Source organism: Nocardia sp. BSTN01, from assembly GCF_015354405.1.
GTDB lineage: Bacteria > Actinomycetota > Actinomycetes > Mycobacteriales > Mycobacteriaceae > Nocardia.
This window is the reverse complement of record NZ_JADKYP010000050.1, coordinates 1-17,781: the sequence shown is the minus strand read 5'-3', so window position 1 is coordinate 17,781 and position 17,781 is coordinate 1. Positions and strand designations below refer to the sequence as shown.

Below are 17,781 nucleotides of genomic sequence, written 5' to 3'. Positions count from 1 at the left end.
ACGGCAGAGTTCGACCACTCTTCGCCCCGACGGACACTGTTTCGCGGCGCTGATCGAGCGGGTACGCGCGCTGTCGAAACGCCAGGGTTCAGCCATGGTCCGCCGTCCGATGTTGTTCCGCGGCGAGAAAATGCGCGATATCCGCAGTCGATTCGTAGAGTTCGCGATAGCGTCGGTAGTACTGGTCGTAGATCGCTTGCCGTTCCGAGTCCGGCTCGATAACCGACGTCACCGGGTTCCACCGGGACGTGTCGACACCAGCGGCTTCCGCGGCCAGCAGGGCATCACCGAGGCAGGCCCCGACAGTCTCTGCCGGCAGCTCCTGCGGCAGACCGGTCACGTCGGACACGATCTGGGTCCACAGACCGCCTTTGGTGCCACCGCCGACCGCGACCAGCCGTCGGGCTCGGCCACCGGCGTCGGACATGGCCTCCAGGTTGTGTCGCACCCCGTAGGCGGTTCCTTCCAGCGCGGCGCGATACAGCTCACCGCGGCCGTGGCTCGTGGTGAGGCCGGCGACCATGCCGCGCGCGTCGGGATCGAACAGCGGTGTTCGTTCGCCGGCGAAATAGGGCAGCATCAGCAGCCCGCGGCTGCCCGCCGGAACCTTGCCGGCGTCGGTGACCAGGTCACCGAAATCTCCGCCGACCAGGCGGCGCAGCCAATCGGTGACCGCGCCCGATGTCGCCATTCCCGCTGCGAGAGAATAGGTTTCGGGCCATGCGCCGCAGGTGCCCCACAGGCCGGGATGTGGGCGCGGCTCGGTGAGGATCTGGACCAGGAACATCGTGGTGCCGTACATGACCATCGCATCACCGGGAGCGCGTACGCCGACGCTGGCGGCCTCGGCCCAGGCGTCGACGGTGCCGGTGGTGACCGGCAGCCCCTCCGGAAGACCGGTCGCCGCAGCCCCTTCCGCGCTCACCCTGCCCGCTATCTCGGTGGGCCAAGCGAGTTCGGGTAGCGCCAGGCCCGGAGCGCAGTGTTCCGCCCAGTCATGAGCCCATTCTCGTTTGCGCAGGTCGTACATGGGCACGCACTGGCTCGCCGACTGGTGGTCGAGTACGTATCGCCCGGTCAGCCGGTGCACGAGAAAGGAACTCGCCATGAGCAGCATGTGGGTGCGCTCGTACACCTGCGGCTCATGTCGCGCCAGCCACCGCAGTTTCGGCCCGACGGCCTGGCTGGTCAGCGGAGACCCGGCGCGTTCGAGTACCGCCGCCGCGCCCAATTCGTCTGTCAGCTCGGCGATTTCGATTCCCGCCCTGGTGTCGACGCCGTACAGGATCGCCGGGCGCAACGGAATTCCCTGCGCGTCGGCGGGCAGCAGGCACGGGCCGATACCGCTGATGCCGAGCCCGTCCAGCCGCGCTCCCGCGGCGGCATCGACCAGTTCGCGGGCGATGGCGACGAAGTCCGCCCACCACACGGATTCCGCGTCGTGCTCGACCCAGCCCGGTCGCGGCGTCGTCACCTCGTGCGGACGCTCGGCCCGCGCGAGGATTGTGCCGTCGGCGTCGGTGAGCACGCCCTTGGAACCGGACGTGCCGATGTCGATTCCGATGAACATCAGCGCGTGAATTCGTCCACGGTGACGCCCAGCAGATCGCAGGCGGCCCGCACGGTCGCCCGATGGTCGCCGGGCACGGCGTGGATGTGGTTGGCACCGAACCGGGACAGGAAATCCTCGGCGCGAGCGTCCAGCCGCGCGAAGGCGTGCGGCCATTCGCGGGTCGACTGGCGCATCAGTTCGTCGTTGGTGGCTTCGTCGTAGCTCTCGAAATCGCCGAGCATCAATTGCATGCGATAGTTTCCGTCGTTGCGGGTGAGCCGGCCCAGCGTCATCTGCCCCGGTGCGGCGAGATGATGGACGGACGCGCCACCGGCGGGGAAGAAGAACACTTCGGGAAACAGATGCACCCGGGACAGGTTTTCCGCCGGATCGTCACTGCGGGCGGCGAACCAGGTGGCGTGCTGGCCGGAGTTGCACAAATCCCAGATGTCGCGGTCGGCGTGATAGTGGCGGACGTCGGCGAACAGCACCGGTGTACCCGAGATCTGTTTGAGCAGTTGCATGGTCAGCGCGCCGTCCATGTCGGCCTCGGTGGCGCACACATGGGTGGGTTTCGGACCGTTCCAGTCGTACGGGTCGTTGAGGAACGCCTCGGTGACGTCCATCGTGGCGAAGTACTGGGTGAGTTCGGGCTGACCCTTGATGCCGGAGAAGTCGATATTCCATTCGTCGATCAGCTCGCGCACCGCCAGGTAGGAGCGGATCTGGCGCTCCAGCAGCTCGGGAGTGAGTTTGTCGCCGTCGTAGTGCACGCCGGCGGTGGTTTCCTCCAGCCAAACCCTGGCTTTGGAAACCTCGGCGGCGTCGGCGAGTTCGGCGCGGCGCACGATCTCCCACTGGTCGATCTCCTCGACATCGACGCCGAAAATGCGTTGCCACTGATCGGTATTCGCGACGGCGGTGTTCATCCCCATCGGCCGGCCGCCGAACCTGCCGAACGTCGAGCCGCGCAGGCTCGACACCGCCGAGGCGGCGCAAGCCTGCACACCGATCTTCGCGATCAGGTCCGGGTCGGCCGGGTCGCCCCACAGCCGAGTGTGCGTCCGGCCGATCTGATCCAGTGCTCCCCCGGCCGCCAGCATCCCGACCATTCCGGGCTGAACCGGATCGATATTGGACAGCAACAGCAGCGCTCCCGGCGTGGCTCCCTGGACGAGCATGGTGAAGTGCGGGAACGCCCATACCGCGTAGTGCAGCACCGTGAGATCGACTCCGGCCGAGGCGACTTCGCGGGCCACCGAGACGGCGAGGGTGTTGGTGCTGACCGGCGCCGAGCCGCGAATCACCTCGTGTCCGGCGGAGGTCAATTCGGCGACGAGCCGGTCTTCGTTGGTACGGATGAACTCGGCTATGCCGTCGTGCACATAGTCGCGTCCGTCGGAAATGCTGATCACACCGATACGTGCCACGCCGGATCCCTCCAAGAGACGAACGGTCGGACTACTCGCCTAGAGATATCACTCAGGGCGCGGTTTCCGGTGCAGTTCTCCCGATCTCGAGGGATGCGAGCGACACTCCGCCCTGCCCCCAGCCGCAACTGGTGATCCACAGCTCGCCGTCGTCGACCAGCTCTGCGGCATGGGCGGCGATGTGTCCGACACGGTCGTCGATCCGAAAGTGGTAGGGGGTGTCGCTGCGGAACACGTCGGTTCCGACGTAATCGGGCCGCGGACCGATCAACAGATACCAGGAACCGTTGTCGGACAAGACGAATGGCGATTCGGTATTGCCGGCCTCGGTGCCCGAGGTCGGGTCGGTGAACGCGATCTGCCGCTCACTCCACGTGCGCAGATCGGTACTCGTCCGGTACGCGACCACATAGTTGCCACCGGTCGGCGAGCTTGTCGCGGCGTAGTACATCACCCAGCGGCCGTCGATCCGCGCGACCATGGGATCGCGGGCGTCGTACCCGTCGCGAAACACCGGCCCGGCCGGCTCGCGGGTCCACTCGAACAGGTCGTCGGAGGTGGCCACGCAGATCGCCGCCGCCGTGCGGTCGTCGCCGCCGCCCGCGTAGAACATGTGATAGCGACCGTCGGCGCGGATCACGTATGGCGCCCACAGGTGCGTCTCGCCGTAATCGCGGTCCACGGTCAGCGCGGAAGGGTGTTTGGTCCACGGGCCGTGCAAGCCGTCGGCGCTGGCGTGGGCGAATTCGATCTCGTCGAACGGATCGGCGGGTTCGGGATGGGTGATGCCGAACAGGTGCCAGCGGCCGGATTCGTCGCGAATGATGGTGTGGTCGTTGATGTACCACGGCTGCGGCTCGCCGGCGCTCGGGTCGTAGATCGGGTGGAAGTGCCCGGCTCGGACGCTCACCATGTGGCGTGCCGATCGTCCACGAGGATCAGGCCGGTCGGTGGGGGTCCTTTTCGACGTTCGATCACGGGCTCGGTCATCTGCCACCGCTCTCCTCAGTCGCGTTCGCCGTACCGGGTGTGAAGCTGCCGGGGACACCTACTGCGGACCCGGCCGATACGAGATCCATCCGGGCAGGCGTCACACCGCGTAGGCCGGATCCGTATCGGGCATCCGATGACACGGTAGACGACGCCGCGAGCAGGCGAACTCGGCGACACATTCCCCATCGGTGGGGACAATCTCGGTATCGCCGCTTCCGCATAGACTGCGCCGCATGCGGACAGTGATGACGCTCGACAGCGGCCAAGTCGTCAGTTACATCGACCACGGCGGTTCCGGCCCGGCTGTACTGCTGTTGCACAGCTACCTCATGGACGCGGACATGTTCGCCCCGCAAGTGCGTTCGCTCGGCCAGACCTACCGGTTGATCGCCATGGACGAACGCGGCCACGGCGAAACGCCTGCCGGCGGCTCCTTCACCTATTGGGATGTGGCCCGCGACGCACTCGGATTGCTCGACCACCTCGGGGTGGCCCGGTGCGCGGTAGTGGGCACGAGTCAGGGTGGATTCATCGGCCTGCGCATGGCCCTCCTGGCACCTGACCGGGTGGCCGCGCTGGTGTTGCTCGGAACGTCGGGCGCCGCGGAGGACCCGCAGGTCGCCGACGCCTACCGGCAGGCGGCTACCGCATGGCGGGAACTCGGTCCGACGCAGGATCTGCTCGACATGAACGCCGCCATCTGCCTGGGCCGGCACGACGCAACCGAGTGGCAGGCCAAGTGGCGCACGCTTTCCGGAGAGCACATCGACCGCGTCCTGACCCCACTGGTCGAGCGGGACAGCATCCTCGACCGGGCATCCGCGATCGACTGCCCCGCCTTGGTCCTGCACGGTTCTGCAGACGCCGCCTATCCGATCGAGCGGGCCTACGAGTTGGCCGCGGCACTGCCGAACGCCGCACCGCCGGTGATCATCGACGGCGGCGCGCACTTCCTTTCGCTCACCGATGCGGACGCCGTGGAACCGCATCTGCTCGAGTTCCTCTCACAATCGCTGCCGAGCTGATTTCGACATCCGGTAATCCGAAGCGTTGCGGGCATCGCGTCGCCTGGTGACAGGGCCCTACGCGACTGGCGATTCCGGATCGATCAGTTCGCCGGGCTCTGTCGTCAGGTGGGCGCCGGAGTCATTCGTGGATGGAGACCTTGTTCTTGTAGAACGCGACGTGGCCTTCGATGTTGGCCGCTGCCCGTTTCGCGTCGGGGTAATACCATGCGGCGTCAACGAGAGGGTTTCCGTCACCGACATCCACGGTGTAGTAGCTCGCACGCCCCTTCCACGGGCAGATGGTGTGCGTCTGGGTGGGCGTGAAGTACTCCTTCTTTATCGATTCCAGCGGGAAGTAGATATTGCCCTCCACCGTTTCGTAGTGGTCGGACTCCGCGATGGTGACACCGTTGACCGTTGCCTTTGCCATGCTCCTATTCTGCCCCGGCCTGCGAGCGGGTCCCAGCGGAGAAGAGGTGACCGATGCCGACGGCACGACCACGCTGCCGACGAACGACGACTGCACGTCCACCGGCGGCGCGGACTCGTCCACAGGGCGGCGGCCGACATGGCCAATTCTGTTGACGCACTTTACCATCGCCTGGTGACGCTTTCCCCCGCCGATGTGATCGGCTACGTCGACAGTGGTCTCGACGCCGATCTGGGCCGCTGGTTTCCCGACGCCGAACCCGTGGTCGTGCCCGAGCAGACCCGTTCGGCGACACCGTTTCTCACCCGGCTGGCCCCGGCGGACGCGGCCGCACTCGCCGCGCTGGACGCCCGGGTGCGTTCGGGGGTGATGCCGCAGTTTCTCGACATCTTCGACTGGTCCTACGGCTTCGACTTCGCCGGCAACGAGTGCGGCATCCTCGACGCGGACTACACCACCGAACTCACCGACGCCGACGTCTTCTCCGTGGGTGCCGACGGTGGCGGAAACCTGTTCTGTGTGCTCACCAATGGTCAAGTGGCACTGTGGTTTCACGAGGAGGAGGTTCTCGAGGGCGGCACCCGCTTCGACAATCTCGACGTCTTCGTCTGGTCGTTCCTGCGTTACCGCGCGGTGCGCGCGGGCCGTCTCGAACTCGGGGCCGTGGCGGCCGATTTCCGCGCTCTCGGCCAGGACGGCGCACTGGAACCACAACTGGGCCTGCTGAGACTCATGTCGTGAGAACGCCGCCGAGGCGGTTCGGTCACGGTCGGGCGACATGCCCCGGCCGTCCTGATACCCCTTCCTCGACGCGACCGCGCCGCCAACTCCAACTACTGAAACGAATTCCGGAAATGTTGCCGGTGCGCACACGCGGTGAATAGATGAACGCAGTGACGCGCACTCTCGACAACGAGGGTGCGCGTCACTTGTTTCGGTGAAAAGAGCTTCTCGAGCCACCGCTGCTCCGGTGCCCGGGCGCCGCTCGGAACAGCCCGCAGGCACCACATCAGTCCAGCAGGCCGGCGATCTCGGTTTCGATCTGCTCGGGGGTCACGGTCGACTCGAAGCGGCGGATCACCTTGCCGTCGCGGCCGATGAGGAATTTCGTGAAATTCCACTTCACCTCATCGGTGCCGATGGCTTCCGGACGCGTGGCCTTGACGTGGTCGTAGAGCGGTCCGGCGGAGGGCCCGAAATCTCCGGGCGCCTCCGCGCGCAAATAGGTGTACAGCGGATCGGCGCCGGGCCCGTTGACCTCGATCTTGCCGTAAACCGGGAAGGTGACACCGTAATTCGTGGAGCAGAACTCCTGGATTTCGGCGTCCGCGCCCGGTTCCTGATCGCCGAACTGGTTGCACGGGAATCCGAGAATTTCCAGCCCACGGTCCCGGTTCTTCTCGTACAGCGCCTCGAGACCTTCGTACTGGGGTGTGAAGCCGCATTTGCTGGCCACGTTGACGATCAGCACCACGCGGCCCGCGTAGTCCGCCAGCGAACGGTCTTCCCCGTCGGCGGTGGTGACGGAGAAATCGTGAATTGTCATAGGGCCGAGCGTATTTCAGTTCACCTATTTATGCAACGGGTCCGGTGCCATATATGCTGCCGGGATGACCTCGCCCCGGCCACGTGGACGACCTCGCGACGACACCGTCGACCACCGCGTCCTCGACGCCGCGGTCGAGGAACTGGCGGAGAAGGGCATCGCCGAGTTCAGCATCACCTCTGTCGCTGCCCGCGCCCGCGCCGCCAAGCGCAGCATCTACGCGCGCTGGCCCCGCCGCGAAGACCTCATCCTGGCCGGAATGTCCACTCTCGCCGCCGGATTGGTTCCACCGCACACCGGATCGATCGCCGATGATCTGACCATCCTGCTCGACCGGATCGCCGCCGTATTCGTCGAGCCGCGACTGAGCATCCTGCAGCGTTGCGCGGCGGAAATCGCCGACTACCCGGACATGTACGCCGTCTTCAAGCGCGACTCGATCGACCGCTGCCTGGCGGCGATCGAGGACGCGCTACACGACGCCGTCACCCGCGGCGAGATAGACGCGGACATCGACCCTGGCACCGTGGCCGACACCATCACCGGCGCCATCGTGTTCCGGGCCTCCACACACCCCGGCAATGTCCTGCCCGCCGACCGACGCGAGGAATTGATCCGCCTCCTGCTGAACGGCCTGACCCCGCGCGGACACTGACACCGAACAGCCGCGCAACGAACTGTGCGCCAAGGTGATTCGGCGCTCCGCCCTCACCCACGGCTCTGCCGATGGGCCCGGTCCACCATCCAGGCCGCTATCTGGGCGCGGGACGTGAACCCGAGTTTGGTCAGGATATGTTCGACGTGGCCTTGGGCGGTGCGCTGGGCGATCACCAGATTCGCGGCGATCTGCTTGTTGGTGAGTCCTCGCGCGACCAGCTCCGCGACCTGCCGCTCGCGCTTGGTGAGCTGGACCTGCCCGGCGGCGGTGGGCGGCGTCTCGCTCGGCTGCTTGCCGAGAGCGTAGGCCACCGCGGCGTTCATCGTCATCGCCCGCCCGCGCCGGAACGCCGCATCGAACCGCCGACCGCCGAGCGACTGGCGCACGATGCGGTCGCATTCCTCATGCGACCGCGACAGCTGTGGGGAGAAGATCGAGAAACCGGAACCGGACCGCAACAGGCTTTCCGCGGCGCCCATCAGTACCGCCGCCCGCTCGCTGTCCTCGTCGGCGATGATCCAGGCCAATCCCTCGAGATCGAGCACCGCGACGAGAGGGCTGCGGACCCGTCGATTCACCCGCAGCGATCGGCCCAGCAGCTCGCGTGCGCGCGAAGGTTCGCCCTGCTGCCAGGCGTAGATTCCCAGCCCCCACAACGCGCTCGACCGGAACAGCGATTCGCCGCTCGCCTCGGTGATCGCCAGGACTCGTTCGTAATTCTCGATCGCCCGCCGGGTATCGCCCTGCGCCGCCAGTGCCCAGCCGAGCGTCATCAACGCCGCGATGTGCAGATGTCCGCCGGGATCCGAGGCGACCACCCCGACCGCATCGTCGAGACAGGCGACCGCGCGGGCGGGATCGCCTCGATACAGCGCAAGAATGCCGTCCGCGGAGGCGACGAGTCCATCGTGCAGCGGAGTCGGGTCGCGCTCGGCGAGTTCGCGGACCTGAGCAAGCAGCGATTCCGCGGCCGGAAAATCCTGTTGCTCGGCGGCCATCACGGCGCCGACGTGCAGTGCCCGGATCCGGGCGGGTAAATCGTGGGCGGCGGGGTGGGCGAGAACTCGGTCGATCCAGCGCCGACCCTCGCCGTACATACCGCGAAAGCTCCAGAACAGCCACAGCGCGGTCACCGTGCGCAGTCCCGCCTCACCCGATTCCGCGGTGTCGTCGGACAGGCAGAACTCGAGCGCTTCGCGCAGGTTCAGTTGCTCGCGTTCGAGTCGCGCCAGCCAGTCGGGTTGCCGCTCGCTGATCCACCCGGCTTCGGCGTCCACCGTCAACTGCCGGCACCAATCGCGGTGGCGCGCACGCACCGTGGTCTCCTCGCCGGCCTCCCGCAACTGCTCACGCCCATAGTCGCGCACGGTCTCGAACATCCGGAACCGGACAGCGCCCTCGAACTCCTCCCGGATCACGATCGACTTGTCCACCAACGACGACAACTCGTCCAGCAGACTCCCCTGCCCCGCCCCGGCGCAGACCTGCTCGACCGCATCCATCTCGAAACCGCCTGCGAATACCGATAATCGGCCCCACAGCCGCTGCTCGGCCGGTGTGCACAATCGGTAGCTCCAATCGATGCACCACCGCAGCGTCTGCTGGCGCTGCGGCGCGGTGCGGCTGCCACGAGTGAGCAGTGCGTAGCGGTCGGTCAACCGAGCCAGGATCTGCTCGGGCGACATCGTGCGAATGCGGGCGGCAGCGAGTTCGATCGCCAGTGGCAGGCCCTCCAAGCGGGCGCAGATCCCCGCCACGGCGGACATATTCTTCTCGGTCACCTCGAATCCGGGCACCACCGCCGCGGCGCGCTCGGCGAACAACGCCACCGCGTCGTATCGCGGCAGTCCCCGCAGTGTGGGCCGGTCGTCGTGGCTCGGGACGGTCAACGGCGACACCCGCAGCACGGCTTCTCCGGCGATATCCAGCGGCTCCCGGGTGGTCACCAGAATCCGCAGGTCCGCACAGGCCAGCAACAGCGTTTCCACCAGGTCCGCCAGAGCGTCCACGACCTGTTCGCCGTTGTCCAGCACCAGCAGCGCATGCCGCGAACGCAGAAAGCCCAGCAGTGCCTCGCGCATCGGCAACGGCGAATCGTCGCGCAAGCCGAGTGCGCTCGCCACCACATCGATCAGCAGTGCCGGGTCGGTCACGTCGGCGAGTTCGATCAGCCATACGCCATCGGCGAAATCGGTGCGTACGGTCGACGGCGCACGCAACGCCAGCCGTGTCTTGCCGACACCGCCGACTCCGGTCAGCGTCACCAGCCGCACCGCCGCCAGCAAGCTCTTGATCTCGGCCGTCTCCGCCCGCCGGTCGATGAAACTGGTCAGCTCGAGTGGTAGCTCGGCAGTTCGGGATGCTGGAAACGATTGCGGCGGAACGGATTCAGTGTAAGGCGACGTCTCGTCGCCGCGCACTGGCGTGGCGGCGGGCTGTCCCCGCAGCGCCATCTCACCGACCCGGTATCCGTGACGGCGCTGCACCTCGCGCAGCGCCTCACCCAGCTCCGCGGCGGTGGGGCGCGCCTGCCGATCCCGATTCATCGCCGACTCCACCACCGCCGCGACGTCCGCGGGAATGCCACCTTCCCGCAGATCCGGCAGCGGCGCACTGGTGATCCGCAAGAACTGGGCGACGACCTGCTCACCACTGCGCCGCTCGAACGCGGCATGCCCCGTCAACGCCGCGAACAGGGTCGCACCCAGCCCGTACACATCCGCGGCCGAGGTCGCCGCCTCCCCCGCGAGCACCTCCGGCGCGGTGAAGGCCGGCGACGCGGTCACCACCCCGGTGGCAGTGTGGAAGCCCCCGGCGATCCGGGCTATTCCGAAGTCGGTCAACGCCGGCTCCCCGTACTCGCTCAGCAGAATATTGCCCGGCTTCACATCCCGATGCAGGATCCCCACCCCATGCGCGGTCTCCAGCGCACCCGCGATCTTCACCCCCACCCACAGCACCGTCTCGACCGGCACCGGACCGTCCCGGCGGATCCACGCATCCAGTGAATCCCGCGAGTGATACGGCATCACCAGATAGGGACGCCCACCGGCGGTCACGCCCACGTGCAACACCGTGACGATATTCGGATGTCCGGTCAACCGGCCCATCGCCTTCTGCTCGCGGAAGAACCGAGCCTGATTATCGGCGTCCAACTCCGCGGTCAGCACCTTCACCGCGACCGTGCGATCCAACGCCGGCTGCGTGCAGCGATACACCACACCGAAGCCCCCGTGCCCGATCTCCTCGGCATCCTCGAAACCGGACGCGCTCAATTCCACCGCCACGGAGATGTTCACGTCGCGGCTGGTCCGCAGCGGATCCTCGTCGACCATCAGTCGCTCGCGAACCACCGGGCACGGGCACGTATACCGGGCACCATGCGCTCACCTTCCGACACCCCAGCGTATCCCCGGCAAAGCCACCGGACCCACGCTTCCCGCCATCCCGCTGCGGAGGCCGGTAGGTAGGCGACAAATAGGTATCTCCCGGGTAGTTCCGCCGTCGCCCGACGCCGATTCCGGAACGAAGCTGTGAGTACCGGGATCCGATATCACCTTCGAGGTTTGCGATGGTCCAGCACACACAGACACCGGGCGACCACCAGTCCCGGTCCGGCAACTCTCTGATGGTCCGACGCTGTAGGCAGTGCGATGGTCTGCACGCGCCGACGACCGCGGAATGCGCGACGTGCCGCACCGGAAATCTGGAGTGGACGGCATCGTCCGGCCGAGGCTCGCTCGTCTCCTACCGCCTCGTGCACCGGAGCATGGGCGGACCACATTCCGAGGTCGTCCCGTTGACGATCGCCATCGTCGAACTCGACGAGGGACCACGCATCTACGCCACGGTCGAAGGCGATCTCCCGCCGTACTCCGACGTCCCGGTGCGGGTGCGCTTCGAGGCTCGCCCGAAGTACGACCGCTTCCCGGTCTTCGCGATCGATGCCGCGCCCGCCCACCGGGTGCGTCGATCGCCGGTACCGCCGAGCGATCGGGACGACCCTCCCACAGAGTGCGATGCTTCCTGGGTGCGGTCGGCGCTGCGCCAATGCGATCTCATGGTGCGGGCGGGCCTGCTCGATCCTGCGGAGAAGACACTGGTCGCCTTCGCCGTTCGATGGGCGCCGTTCGGCGGCTCCAGCGCGGACGAGTTGCTCGTGGCATTCGGCACCGACCGGCGCAGATTTCTCCATCTGGTGACCGAAGCCCTACGCCCGCGACGGACGGACAGCGTCGTGGTGCGTCACCGCAAGCAGCTCCTGCACGAAGCTCTGACCCGAGCATGGCAGGTGGGACATCACCCGCAGGAGGCGCAGTAGCAACCGGTTTCGATCGAATATGCCGGTGGGTGGCACGGCGGCTACGCAGTGCCGTCCACCCACTCACGTCGAGAGAGAACATTTGGGACACGAGCGCCACGGCACTGTCCTGATCGGTACGAGCCCGGCGTGTGCGTGCGGCGCACCGCTCAGTGGCCGGTGACCGACAGCAACTCGAACTGCGGTTGCCCCACCCTGCCGGTCGCATCGATCGGCAGTTGCAGGGTGTAGGCCCGTACCGGCCCTTCTTCCCCGCGATTGTCGCTGATCGCCACAGAGGACTTCTTCGCGCTGTCGTAATCGATCCCCGACAGCCCGCCGACTTTCTGCCCACCGAACATCGTCTCGTCGGACACGATCACCGAATTCACATAACGCACCGCCAGCGGCGCGTTATCGGCGCGCGCCGTGCCCGCTACCGACGACGGCAACGAAACCACGGCAACACCGTCCGTCATCAACACAGCACTCACGGACCGCAACAAGGCCATCGAACCGGCGACCTCTCACTCGGAAGGGGTATCGGTCGCCAGCATCAGCGGAGCAACAGACAACGGCCGCACCGCATCTCACTCACCGGACAGTGCCGGGGTGCCTCTCCGGGATTCGCCCGCGCCGAGTCGCTTCGTCGCGCCAGGGCTCTCGGTACCGAACGTGTTGATCGGCGACGCCTCGGCATCGTCCCAGGCTGTTCTCACGCCAGGACCATTCCGCTCCCTACCGGGCCTTTTTCAGCATCCTGACTCCGCTCTGCCGGCGTGACATGTCCCGGCAGCCGCAGTTGGCGTTCGCGTCGTTTCGGTCACGGTCGCGCGGTGTGGTCCGGCCGCCCGTGGGTGCAAGACGTTGCGACCGATCAACTCGCTTCGCACTCGCTCGGCCAACTGCGGGCGGCCCGCGACGACGAGCTGATCGGCAACGCTGTCCAACAGCAGACCGGCCCGACCGGTCAGACGTGAAACGCATACAGATTCCCACGCGCCTGTTCGATCGTCTCCAGCGCTTCGGACAAGGTTCCGGCAGCGCGGAGCGCGTCGTCGCCCGCATCACCTGTTACATCGACTCACCCGAACTCAGCGGCTCGCCACGGTCGGGTCGTCGTCTCGCGCACTCGCCGTAGTGCGATTACTGCGGCCGCGATTCCCGAGGCTGGTCCTCGGCTCTGCGCACGCCACCGTGATGCCCTCCCTCGGCTCCTTCGTCGGTGGCCTCGGTTTCGGGCGCCTGTGACGCGGGTTGCTCTTCGGCCGGGGAGGCGGTGGTCCCGCCGGGAGTCTGGCCAGGGGGCGGAGACTTGAATTCCGAATCGGTCACCGGATGTGTCGCGCCCGCTGTTCTGGCGCCGCCCTCTTCTCCCGTGGTGCCGCCTACCTCGTCCGCGCTTGTTCGCCGGCCTTCGTAGGGCGGCACGGCCGATTCGACGTCGGCGGGTGGAAGCGTCCCGGTCGTGGCGACGTCGTCTTCGGATTGGTTCTGATCCCGGGCTGAAGTAACTTCTTCCTGGTCGAATGTGCCGGCCGGGCGATCGGTCGGGCCGCCGCCCGCTGTATTCGACCCGGTGTCTCGCGAGCCTTCGGCTCCTCGCTGCGATTGAGGCTCTTCGGACAGATGTTCGCTGGACATAGCTCCATCGTCTCCTCGAGTAGAGCGCTGGATTATATACTCTGCGTTCAAGCCTGGTGCCCGATTCCACTGCAGTCAAGCAAACCTGTGATGCGGAAATTTCGCCACGTCATCGGTTTCGTGAGCAGGCAGGACGTCGCAGGCTGACAAACAGCAACCGGCGACAACTCACCGATAGCGATCAACCCACTGGTCACGCCGCTTCACCGGACAAACCGGCCGGTCATCAGTAGCGCCGGATCCATATGGTCGATACCCAAATACGCTGGGGCAGTTACTCGTTCAACCCGTTCAGCCCAGTTTCATCGGGCAAAAAATCCGCGGTTCGACGAGATTTCGATGCAGCGCGAACGATTGGATTCGCTTACAACCGCTGCAGGCGGAAACTTGCCTGTTGACGTCACGCGGACCGGCACAGCCCGATGCGCGTCGCGTAGACGGCCGCGGCGGTCCGGTTGGACGGCCCCCTGCGGCGCAGGATCGCCTCCACGTGGGTGGCGACCGTGGACGCGCCGATCCGCAGGGTGCGGGCGATCTCGCCGTCACCCGCACCGTGCGCGACACCGCGCGGCTGCTCGACGCGGTGCACGGCGCCGAGCCCGGCGACCGCTACCTGCTGCCCGGCCCGGTGCCCAGCTACGCCGAGCACGCCGCCGCCGGTTCCCGACCCTGCGGATCGCCGTCACCGCGACCCCGATGGACACCGTTCGCGCCGTCGACCCGGAGTGCGTGGCCGCGGTGAACCACATGGCCGAGCGGTTGGCCGAGATGGGGCACATCGTCGAGGAGGCCGCGCCCGAGCTCGATGTGGCGGCCTTCGACAAGGCCAACCTCGACGCGTGGTGCAGTTTCCTCGCCGACGCCGTCCTGGGCGCCTCGGCGCAGCTGGGCGTGCAGGCTAGCCGGGAGCACCTGGAGGCGACCACCCTGGCGTGCGTCGAATACGGAAAGACACTGTCCGCCTTCGACATCTACGCCGCCGACCGGGTGTTCAACCAGACCACCCGCGCGGTCGCGGGCTTCCTGACCCGCTACGACGTGCTGCTGACGCCCACGACCAGCACGCCACCGATCCCGCTGGGTCACCTCGACGCCGACGACGCCTCGCTGAGCGCCCGCGAGTGGTACGACCGGATCTTCGACTACGGCAGCTTCACCGCGCTGTTCAACGTCACCGGTATGCCCGCTATCTCCCTGCCGCCGGCCGAATCCGCGGCGGGGCTGCCCATCGGCATCCAGTTCGCCGGACGCCACGGCGACGAGGCCACGCTGCTGGCGCTCGCCGGGGATCTCGAGCGCGCCATGCCGTGGGCGGACCGCCGTCCGGCCGTGCACGCCGGGCGGTAGGGATCACCGTGCGGGTCATACGTCATGTTCCACACCGGGATTCGGCTCCAATCGCTCGGACCCGATCCAGCGACCGGTTGCCGGAACCACACACAGGCTGAGGATCAGCAGGCTCACAGCGAGAGGAATGTACAAGACGGCGAAGCCTCTGTTGACGAGTTGCACCACGCTCGCGACCAGCGCCACTCCTGATGCGAGGATCAACAGGACGCGGCCCGTCTTCATGTACATCAGCAGGAGGAATCCTCCGACAAGCCAGGCCAGCCCGATGACAGGTGCGACGATGCCCATGGCGATCAGGTCCGAGAATCGGCTGATCTCGGTTGGTGATTCGCGGGCCTGATCCTCGATTCCGACGACCACGTAGAGAAGCCACAGGATTCCGGCGATGCCGCTGAGCAGTCCTGCGATCAGCGCTGTGACGGCTGCGGTGACGGCGGTCGCACCATGTGGCCCGAACGACTCCGGATTGGCCTGCGAATCTCTCACACCACCGCCCCCTCATCGTTTCAGGTGAGACTACCTCGCGGTGGCGAGAGCTGGAGAGACAGTGTTCGTCACCGGTTCCAGCGACGATCGAGGTGCCTCACCGGTCCACTCCGAGATGGGTTGTTGCCGGATCGATCCCGGCAGACCGCCTCCACTCGCGCGACCCCGATCGGCGGTCATTCGTAGACGAGCATCGTGGGTAGGCCGCGCGAGCCTCTGCATCAACTCCTCCACCGACACCACATCGCGGCGGTCCGGCGACGGCACGACTGCGCACGCTGTCATTGGTCAGACAGACCATCGACCGGACATACACGTCCTCCCCACAGACGCAGACTACGAAAAGCCCCGGCCGCTTTCGGCTTTCAGGCCTGGATGACCTCGACGCGCACCAGCGCACCCGGCGAGTCGCAACTGGCCCACGACTGATTTTGCCCGTATTGGACCGGGCCGTACTTCCAATAGGTGAAGGGAACGGGCCACGCGACGCACGTCAGTTTCACTTGCTGCCAGGTCGGCAACTCGCAATTGGACATACCGCCGGTGTTGAATATGTTGTAGACGTGACAGTTGGCCTGCCACACCGGGACATCAGCCTGGGCCACACCGCTACCGGCCAGCGCGGCAGCAGCAGTCGCAGTAACAATGACGGCACCCGCAGCCAATCGCTTCACAGATTTCATGTCGACTCTCCCTGACGTTGTTGCCTTGAAGATCGCTGAATATTCGCGGATGTTACTCACATTCACCCGCGCACTGCCCCTTCCAGTGGCTGCTCAGTAGCTCGAGTACTGCTGAATGATGCGAAACCTCACCACCACGGGCCGGCCGGAGACTCGGCCAACGACTGGTCCTGCAGTGACGGTCCGGCGACACAACTCCCCGTTTCGGCCACACGATCGAGGCCCTTCTTCTACGGTCGACAACAGGGCCCCGGCGGTCCGAGCCGCCGGGTCCTCCCTCGCTACATACCGCCGCCGCCAGTTACCACCGTGCGGACGAGGACGGTATTTCCCGGAGCGTCCGGTTGTGCGGTACGGTCGCAGTCGTTGTTGTAGGACACACGAAAAATCTGCCGAGGATGGTGTTCCCGGCAGCACGCGTTCCCCGCGTGTGCAACCCATGGGTTCCGGTGTTTCCTTCGTACCTTTGACGAAGGCAGTGAACCGTGAATTTTCGTGTTGTCATCATCGGTGCCGGTCTCAGTGGCCTGGCCTGCGCACACGGCCTGGCGCGGCTGGGCGCCGAAGTTGCCGTGTACGAACGGGATCCGTCACCGACCGCCCGCCCTCAGGGCTACCGGATCCAGCTCGATCCCCCCGGCCTGATCGGTCTCCGTCAGTGCCTGCCCCCGGAAGTGCTGCAGTTGTGCCTGGCCACCGCCGGCACGCCTCTGGCGCCCCCGCGGGTACTCGACCACCGGCTACGCCCCATCACCGAACAGGCGGGCGCACCCGCGGCCTACAACCGGCAGACCCAGGCGTACCCGTTCCACCGCGCCACCCTGCGTGAGATTCTGCTGTCGACCCTGCCCGCCGCAGTCGATTTCGGCCGCGAATGCACCGGTTTCGACGAACACGGTGACGGCAGAATCACCGTCCGATTCTCCGACGGCCATACCGACACCGCCGACCTGCTCGTCGGCGCCGACGGTGTCGGCTCGGCTGTGCGCGCGGCGCTGCTGCCCCATGCCCGCGTCGACGACGCCGGACTGCGCCTGATCTACGGCCTCGTCCCACTGCCCGACCGAAACCTGTTGCCCGACTGGGTATTCGAGACCATGTTTACCGTCGCCACCGGACCCGAGCGCACCCACATCGGCCTCGGTCCGGTCCTGTTCGACCACTCCCGCACCACCGCTATCACCGACCGCCCCACCCCGGTCGCCGACTACCTGGCCACGATGGTCGGCGCCCGCATCGACCATCCCGCGATGCCCCCGTTCCCCGAACTGCGCCGGCTCGACAGCCGAGCGCTGGCCGAACTCGCACGCCGGTTGATCGGCGACAGCTGGCATCCCGACCTGTACCGCATCCTGGACCACTGGGACACCACCACCCTGTTCCCACTGCGCATCTCCACCGCCGCACCGGTACAGCCGTGGTCCGGCAGCGCGGTCACCCTGCTCGGCGACGCGATACACGCCATGAGCCCGGTCCTGGCCATGGGCGCCAACACCGCCCTGCGCGACGCCGGCGAACTCACCACCGCCATCGCCACCGCCCGCACCACCGGCCGGCGCCTCAACGACGCCGTCACCGACTACCAACGACGCATGCTCGCCTACGCCCAACCCCTGGTCACCGCCTCACAACGAGTCGGCCGCGCACGCGTCGGCCAACACTGACCCAACCGGCAGTGGAGGCGATGCGGCAAAAAATTGTG

The 17,781-nt window shown here is 66.7% G+C and carries 18 protein-coding genes; 7 read left to right on the top strand and 11 right to left on the bottom strand.

Features of this window, described 5'->3' with window-relative positions; translation table 11 throughout:
- Positions 1 to 88: 88 nt before the first annotated feature.
- Genes IRT45_RS28510 through IRT45_RS28500 form a run of 3 tightly spaced genes read right to left on the bottom strand, consistent with a single transcriptional unit; the run spans position 89 to position 3,895 of the window.
- Positions 89 to 1,570 carry an FGGY-family carbohydrate kinase gene (locus IRT45_RS28510; protein ID WP_194808930.1) on the bottom strand — a complete coding sequence of 494 codons (1,482 nt, stop codon included), beginning with the start codon at positions 1,568 to 1,570 and terminating at the stop codon, positions 89 to 91.
- Positions 1,570 to 2,982, bottom strand: a complete 1,413-nt coding sequence (locus tag IRT45_RS28505) for an L-fucose/L-arabinose isomerase family protein (protein WP_194808929.1) — start codon at positions 2,980 to 2,982, stop codon at positions 1,570 to 1,572. The genes IRT45_RS28510 and IRT45_RS28505 overlap by 1 nt, the downstream gene beginning before the upstream one ends.
- A gap of 52 nt (positions 2,983 to 3,034) precedes the next feature.
- Positions 3,035 to 3,895: a family 43 glycosylhydrolase gene (locus IRT45_RS28500; protein WP_194808928.1), complete on the bottom strand. Its 861-nt coding sequence runs from the start codon at positions 3,893 to 3,895 to the stop codon at positions 3,035 to 3,037.
- A 313-nt stretch (positions 3,896 to 4,208) separates the two neighbouring features.
- On the opposite strand from IRT45_RS28500, the gene IRT45_RS28495 reads away from it, so the two are divergent.
- Entirely contained in the window at positions 4,209 to 5,000 is a 792-nt protein-coding gene (locus IRT45_RS28495) for an alpha/beta fold hydrolase (RefSeq protein WP_194808927.1), read from the top strand.
- A gap of 121 nt (positions 5,001 to 5,121) precedes the next feature.
- Here the strand turns inward: IRT45_RS28495 and IRT45_RS28490 are convergent, their stop codons facing one another.
- Complete coding sequence (locus IRT45_RS28490; protein WP_194808926.1) at positions 5,122 to 5,412, bottom strand: DUF427 domain-containing protein; 291 nt, start codon at positions 5,410 to 5,412, stop codon at positions 5,122 to 5,124.
- A 46-nt stretch (positions 5,413 to 5,458) separates the two neighbouring features.
- Between IRT45_RS28490 and IRT45_RS37590 the strand changes: the two genes are divergently transcribed.
- Positions 5,459 to 5,590 (top strand): hypothetical protein, encoded by a 132-nt coding sequence (locus IRT45_RS37590; RefSeq protein ID WP_255535624.1) that lies wholly within the window; start codon positions 5,459 to 5,461, stop codon positions 5,588 to 5,590.
- Entirely contained in the window at positions 5,587 to 6,153 is a 567-nt protein-coding gene (locus IRT45_RS28485) for a hypothetical protein (RefSeq protein ID WP_194808925.1), read from the top strand. The genes IRT45_RS37590 and IRT45_RS28485 overlap by 4 nt, the downstream gene beginning before the upstream one ends.
- 268 nt (positions 6,154 to 6,421) lie before the next feature.
- Here IRT45_RS28485 and IRT45_RS28480 read toward each other — a convergent pair whose 3' ends face one another.
- Positions 6,422 to 6,958, bottom strand: coding sequence for a glutathione peroxidase (locus IRT45_RS28480; protein ID WP_194808924.1), 537 nt, complete (start codon positions 6,956 to 6,958; stop codon positions 6,422 to 6,424).
- A 64-nt stretch (positions 6,959 to 7,022) separates the two neighbouring features.
- Between IRT45_RS28480 and IRT45_RS28475 the strand changes: the two genes are divergently transcribed.
- Positions 7,023 to 7,613, top strand: a complete 591-nt coding sequence (locus IRT45_RS28475; protein WP_194808923.1) for a TetR-like C-terminal domain-containing protein — start codon at positions 7,023 to 7,025, stop codon at positions 7,611 to 7,613.
- Positions 7,614 to 7,666: 53 nt separating this feature from the next.
- On the opposite strand, the gene IRT45_RS28470 is transcribed toward IRT45_RS28475, so the two are convergent.
- Positions 7,667 to 10,951 (bottom strand): protein kinase, encoded by a 3,285-nt coding sequence (locus IRT45_RS28470; RefSeq protein ID WP_194808962.1) that lies wholly within the window; start codon positions 10,949 to 10,951, stop codon positions 7,667 to 7,669.
- A gap of 236 nt (positions 10,952 to 11,187) precedes the next feature.
- On the opposite strand from IRT45_RS28470, the gene IRT45_RS28465 reads away from it, so the two are divergent.
- A complete protein-coding gene (locus IRT45_RS28465; RefSeq protein WP_194808922.1) occupies positions 11,188 to 11,937 on the top strand; it encodes an OB-fold domain-containing protein in 750 nt (249 codons plus the stop codon).
- Between the two features lie 149 nt (positions 11,938 to 12,086).
- On the opposite strand, the gene IRT45_RS28460 is transcribed toward IRT45_RS28465, so the two are convergent.
- The 3 genes from IRT45_RS28460 to IRT45_RS37880 all read right to left on the bottom strand — a co-directional run bounded on the left by IRT45_RS28460 (position 12,087) and on the right by IRT45_RS37880 (position 14,209).
- Positions 12,087 to 12,377: an esterase-like activity of phytase family protein gene (locus IRT45_RS28460; RefSeq protein ID WP_194808921.1), complete on the bottom strand. Its 291-nt coding sequence runs from the start codon at positions 12,375 to 12,377 to the stop codon at positions 12,087 to 12,089.
- A gap of 129 nt (positions 12,378 to 12,506) precedes the next feature.
- Complete coding sequence (locus IRT45_RS37585; RefSeq protein WP_255535620.1) at positions 12,507 to 12,635, bottom strand: hypothetical protein; 129 nt, start codon at positions 12,633 to 12,635, stop codon at positions 12,507 to 12,509.
- Between the two features lie 1,325 nt (positions 12,636 to 13,960).
- A complete protein-coding gene (locus IRT45_RS37880) occupies positions 13,961 to 14,209 on the bottom strand; it encodes a LuxR C-terminal-related transcriptional regulator (protein WP_309241192.1) in 249 nt (82 codons plus the stop codon).
- Positions 14,210 to 14,229: 20 nt separating this feature from the next.
- Between IRT45_RS37880 and IRT45_RS28455 the strand changes: the two genes are divergently transcribed.
- Positions 14,230 to 14,907 (top strand): amidase family protein, encoded by a 678-nt coding sequence (locus tag IRT45_RS28455; protein WP_228535354.1) that lies wholly within the window; start codon positions 14,230 to 14,232, stop codon positions 14,905 to 14,907.
- 15 nt (positions 14,908 to 14,922) lie between these two features.
- Here the strand turns inward: IRT45_RS28455 and IRT45_RS28450 are convergent, their stop codons facing one another.
- Both IRT45_RS28450 and IRT45_RS28445 read right to left on the bottom strand, forming a co-directional pair.
- A complete protein-coding gene (locus IRT45_RS28450) occupies positions 14,923 to 15,396 on the bottom strand; it encodes a hypothetical protein (protein WP_194808920.1) in 474 nt (157 codons plus the stop codon).
- A 365-nt stretch (positions 15,397 to 15,761) separates the two neighbouring features.
- Complete coding sequence (locus IRT45_RS28445; RefSeq protein ID WP_194808919.1) at positions 15,762 to 16,079, bottom strand: hypothetical protein; 318 nt, start codon at positions 16,077 to 16,079, stop codon at positions 15,762 to 15,764.
- Between the two features lie 485 nt (positions 16,080 to 16,564).
- On the opposite strand from IRT45_RS28445, the gene IRT45_RS37875 reads away from it, so the two are divergent.
- On the top strand, positions 16,565 to 17,743 hold the full coding sequence (locus IRT45_RS37875; protein ID WP_194808918.1) for an NAD(P)/FAD-dependent oxidoreductase: 1,179 nt from the start codon (positions 16,565 to 16,567) through the stop codon (positions 17,741 to 17,743).
- Positions 17,744 to 17,781 lie beyond the last annotated feature (38 nt).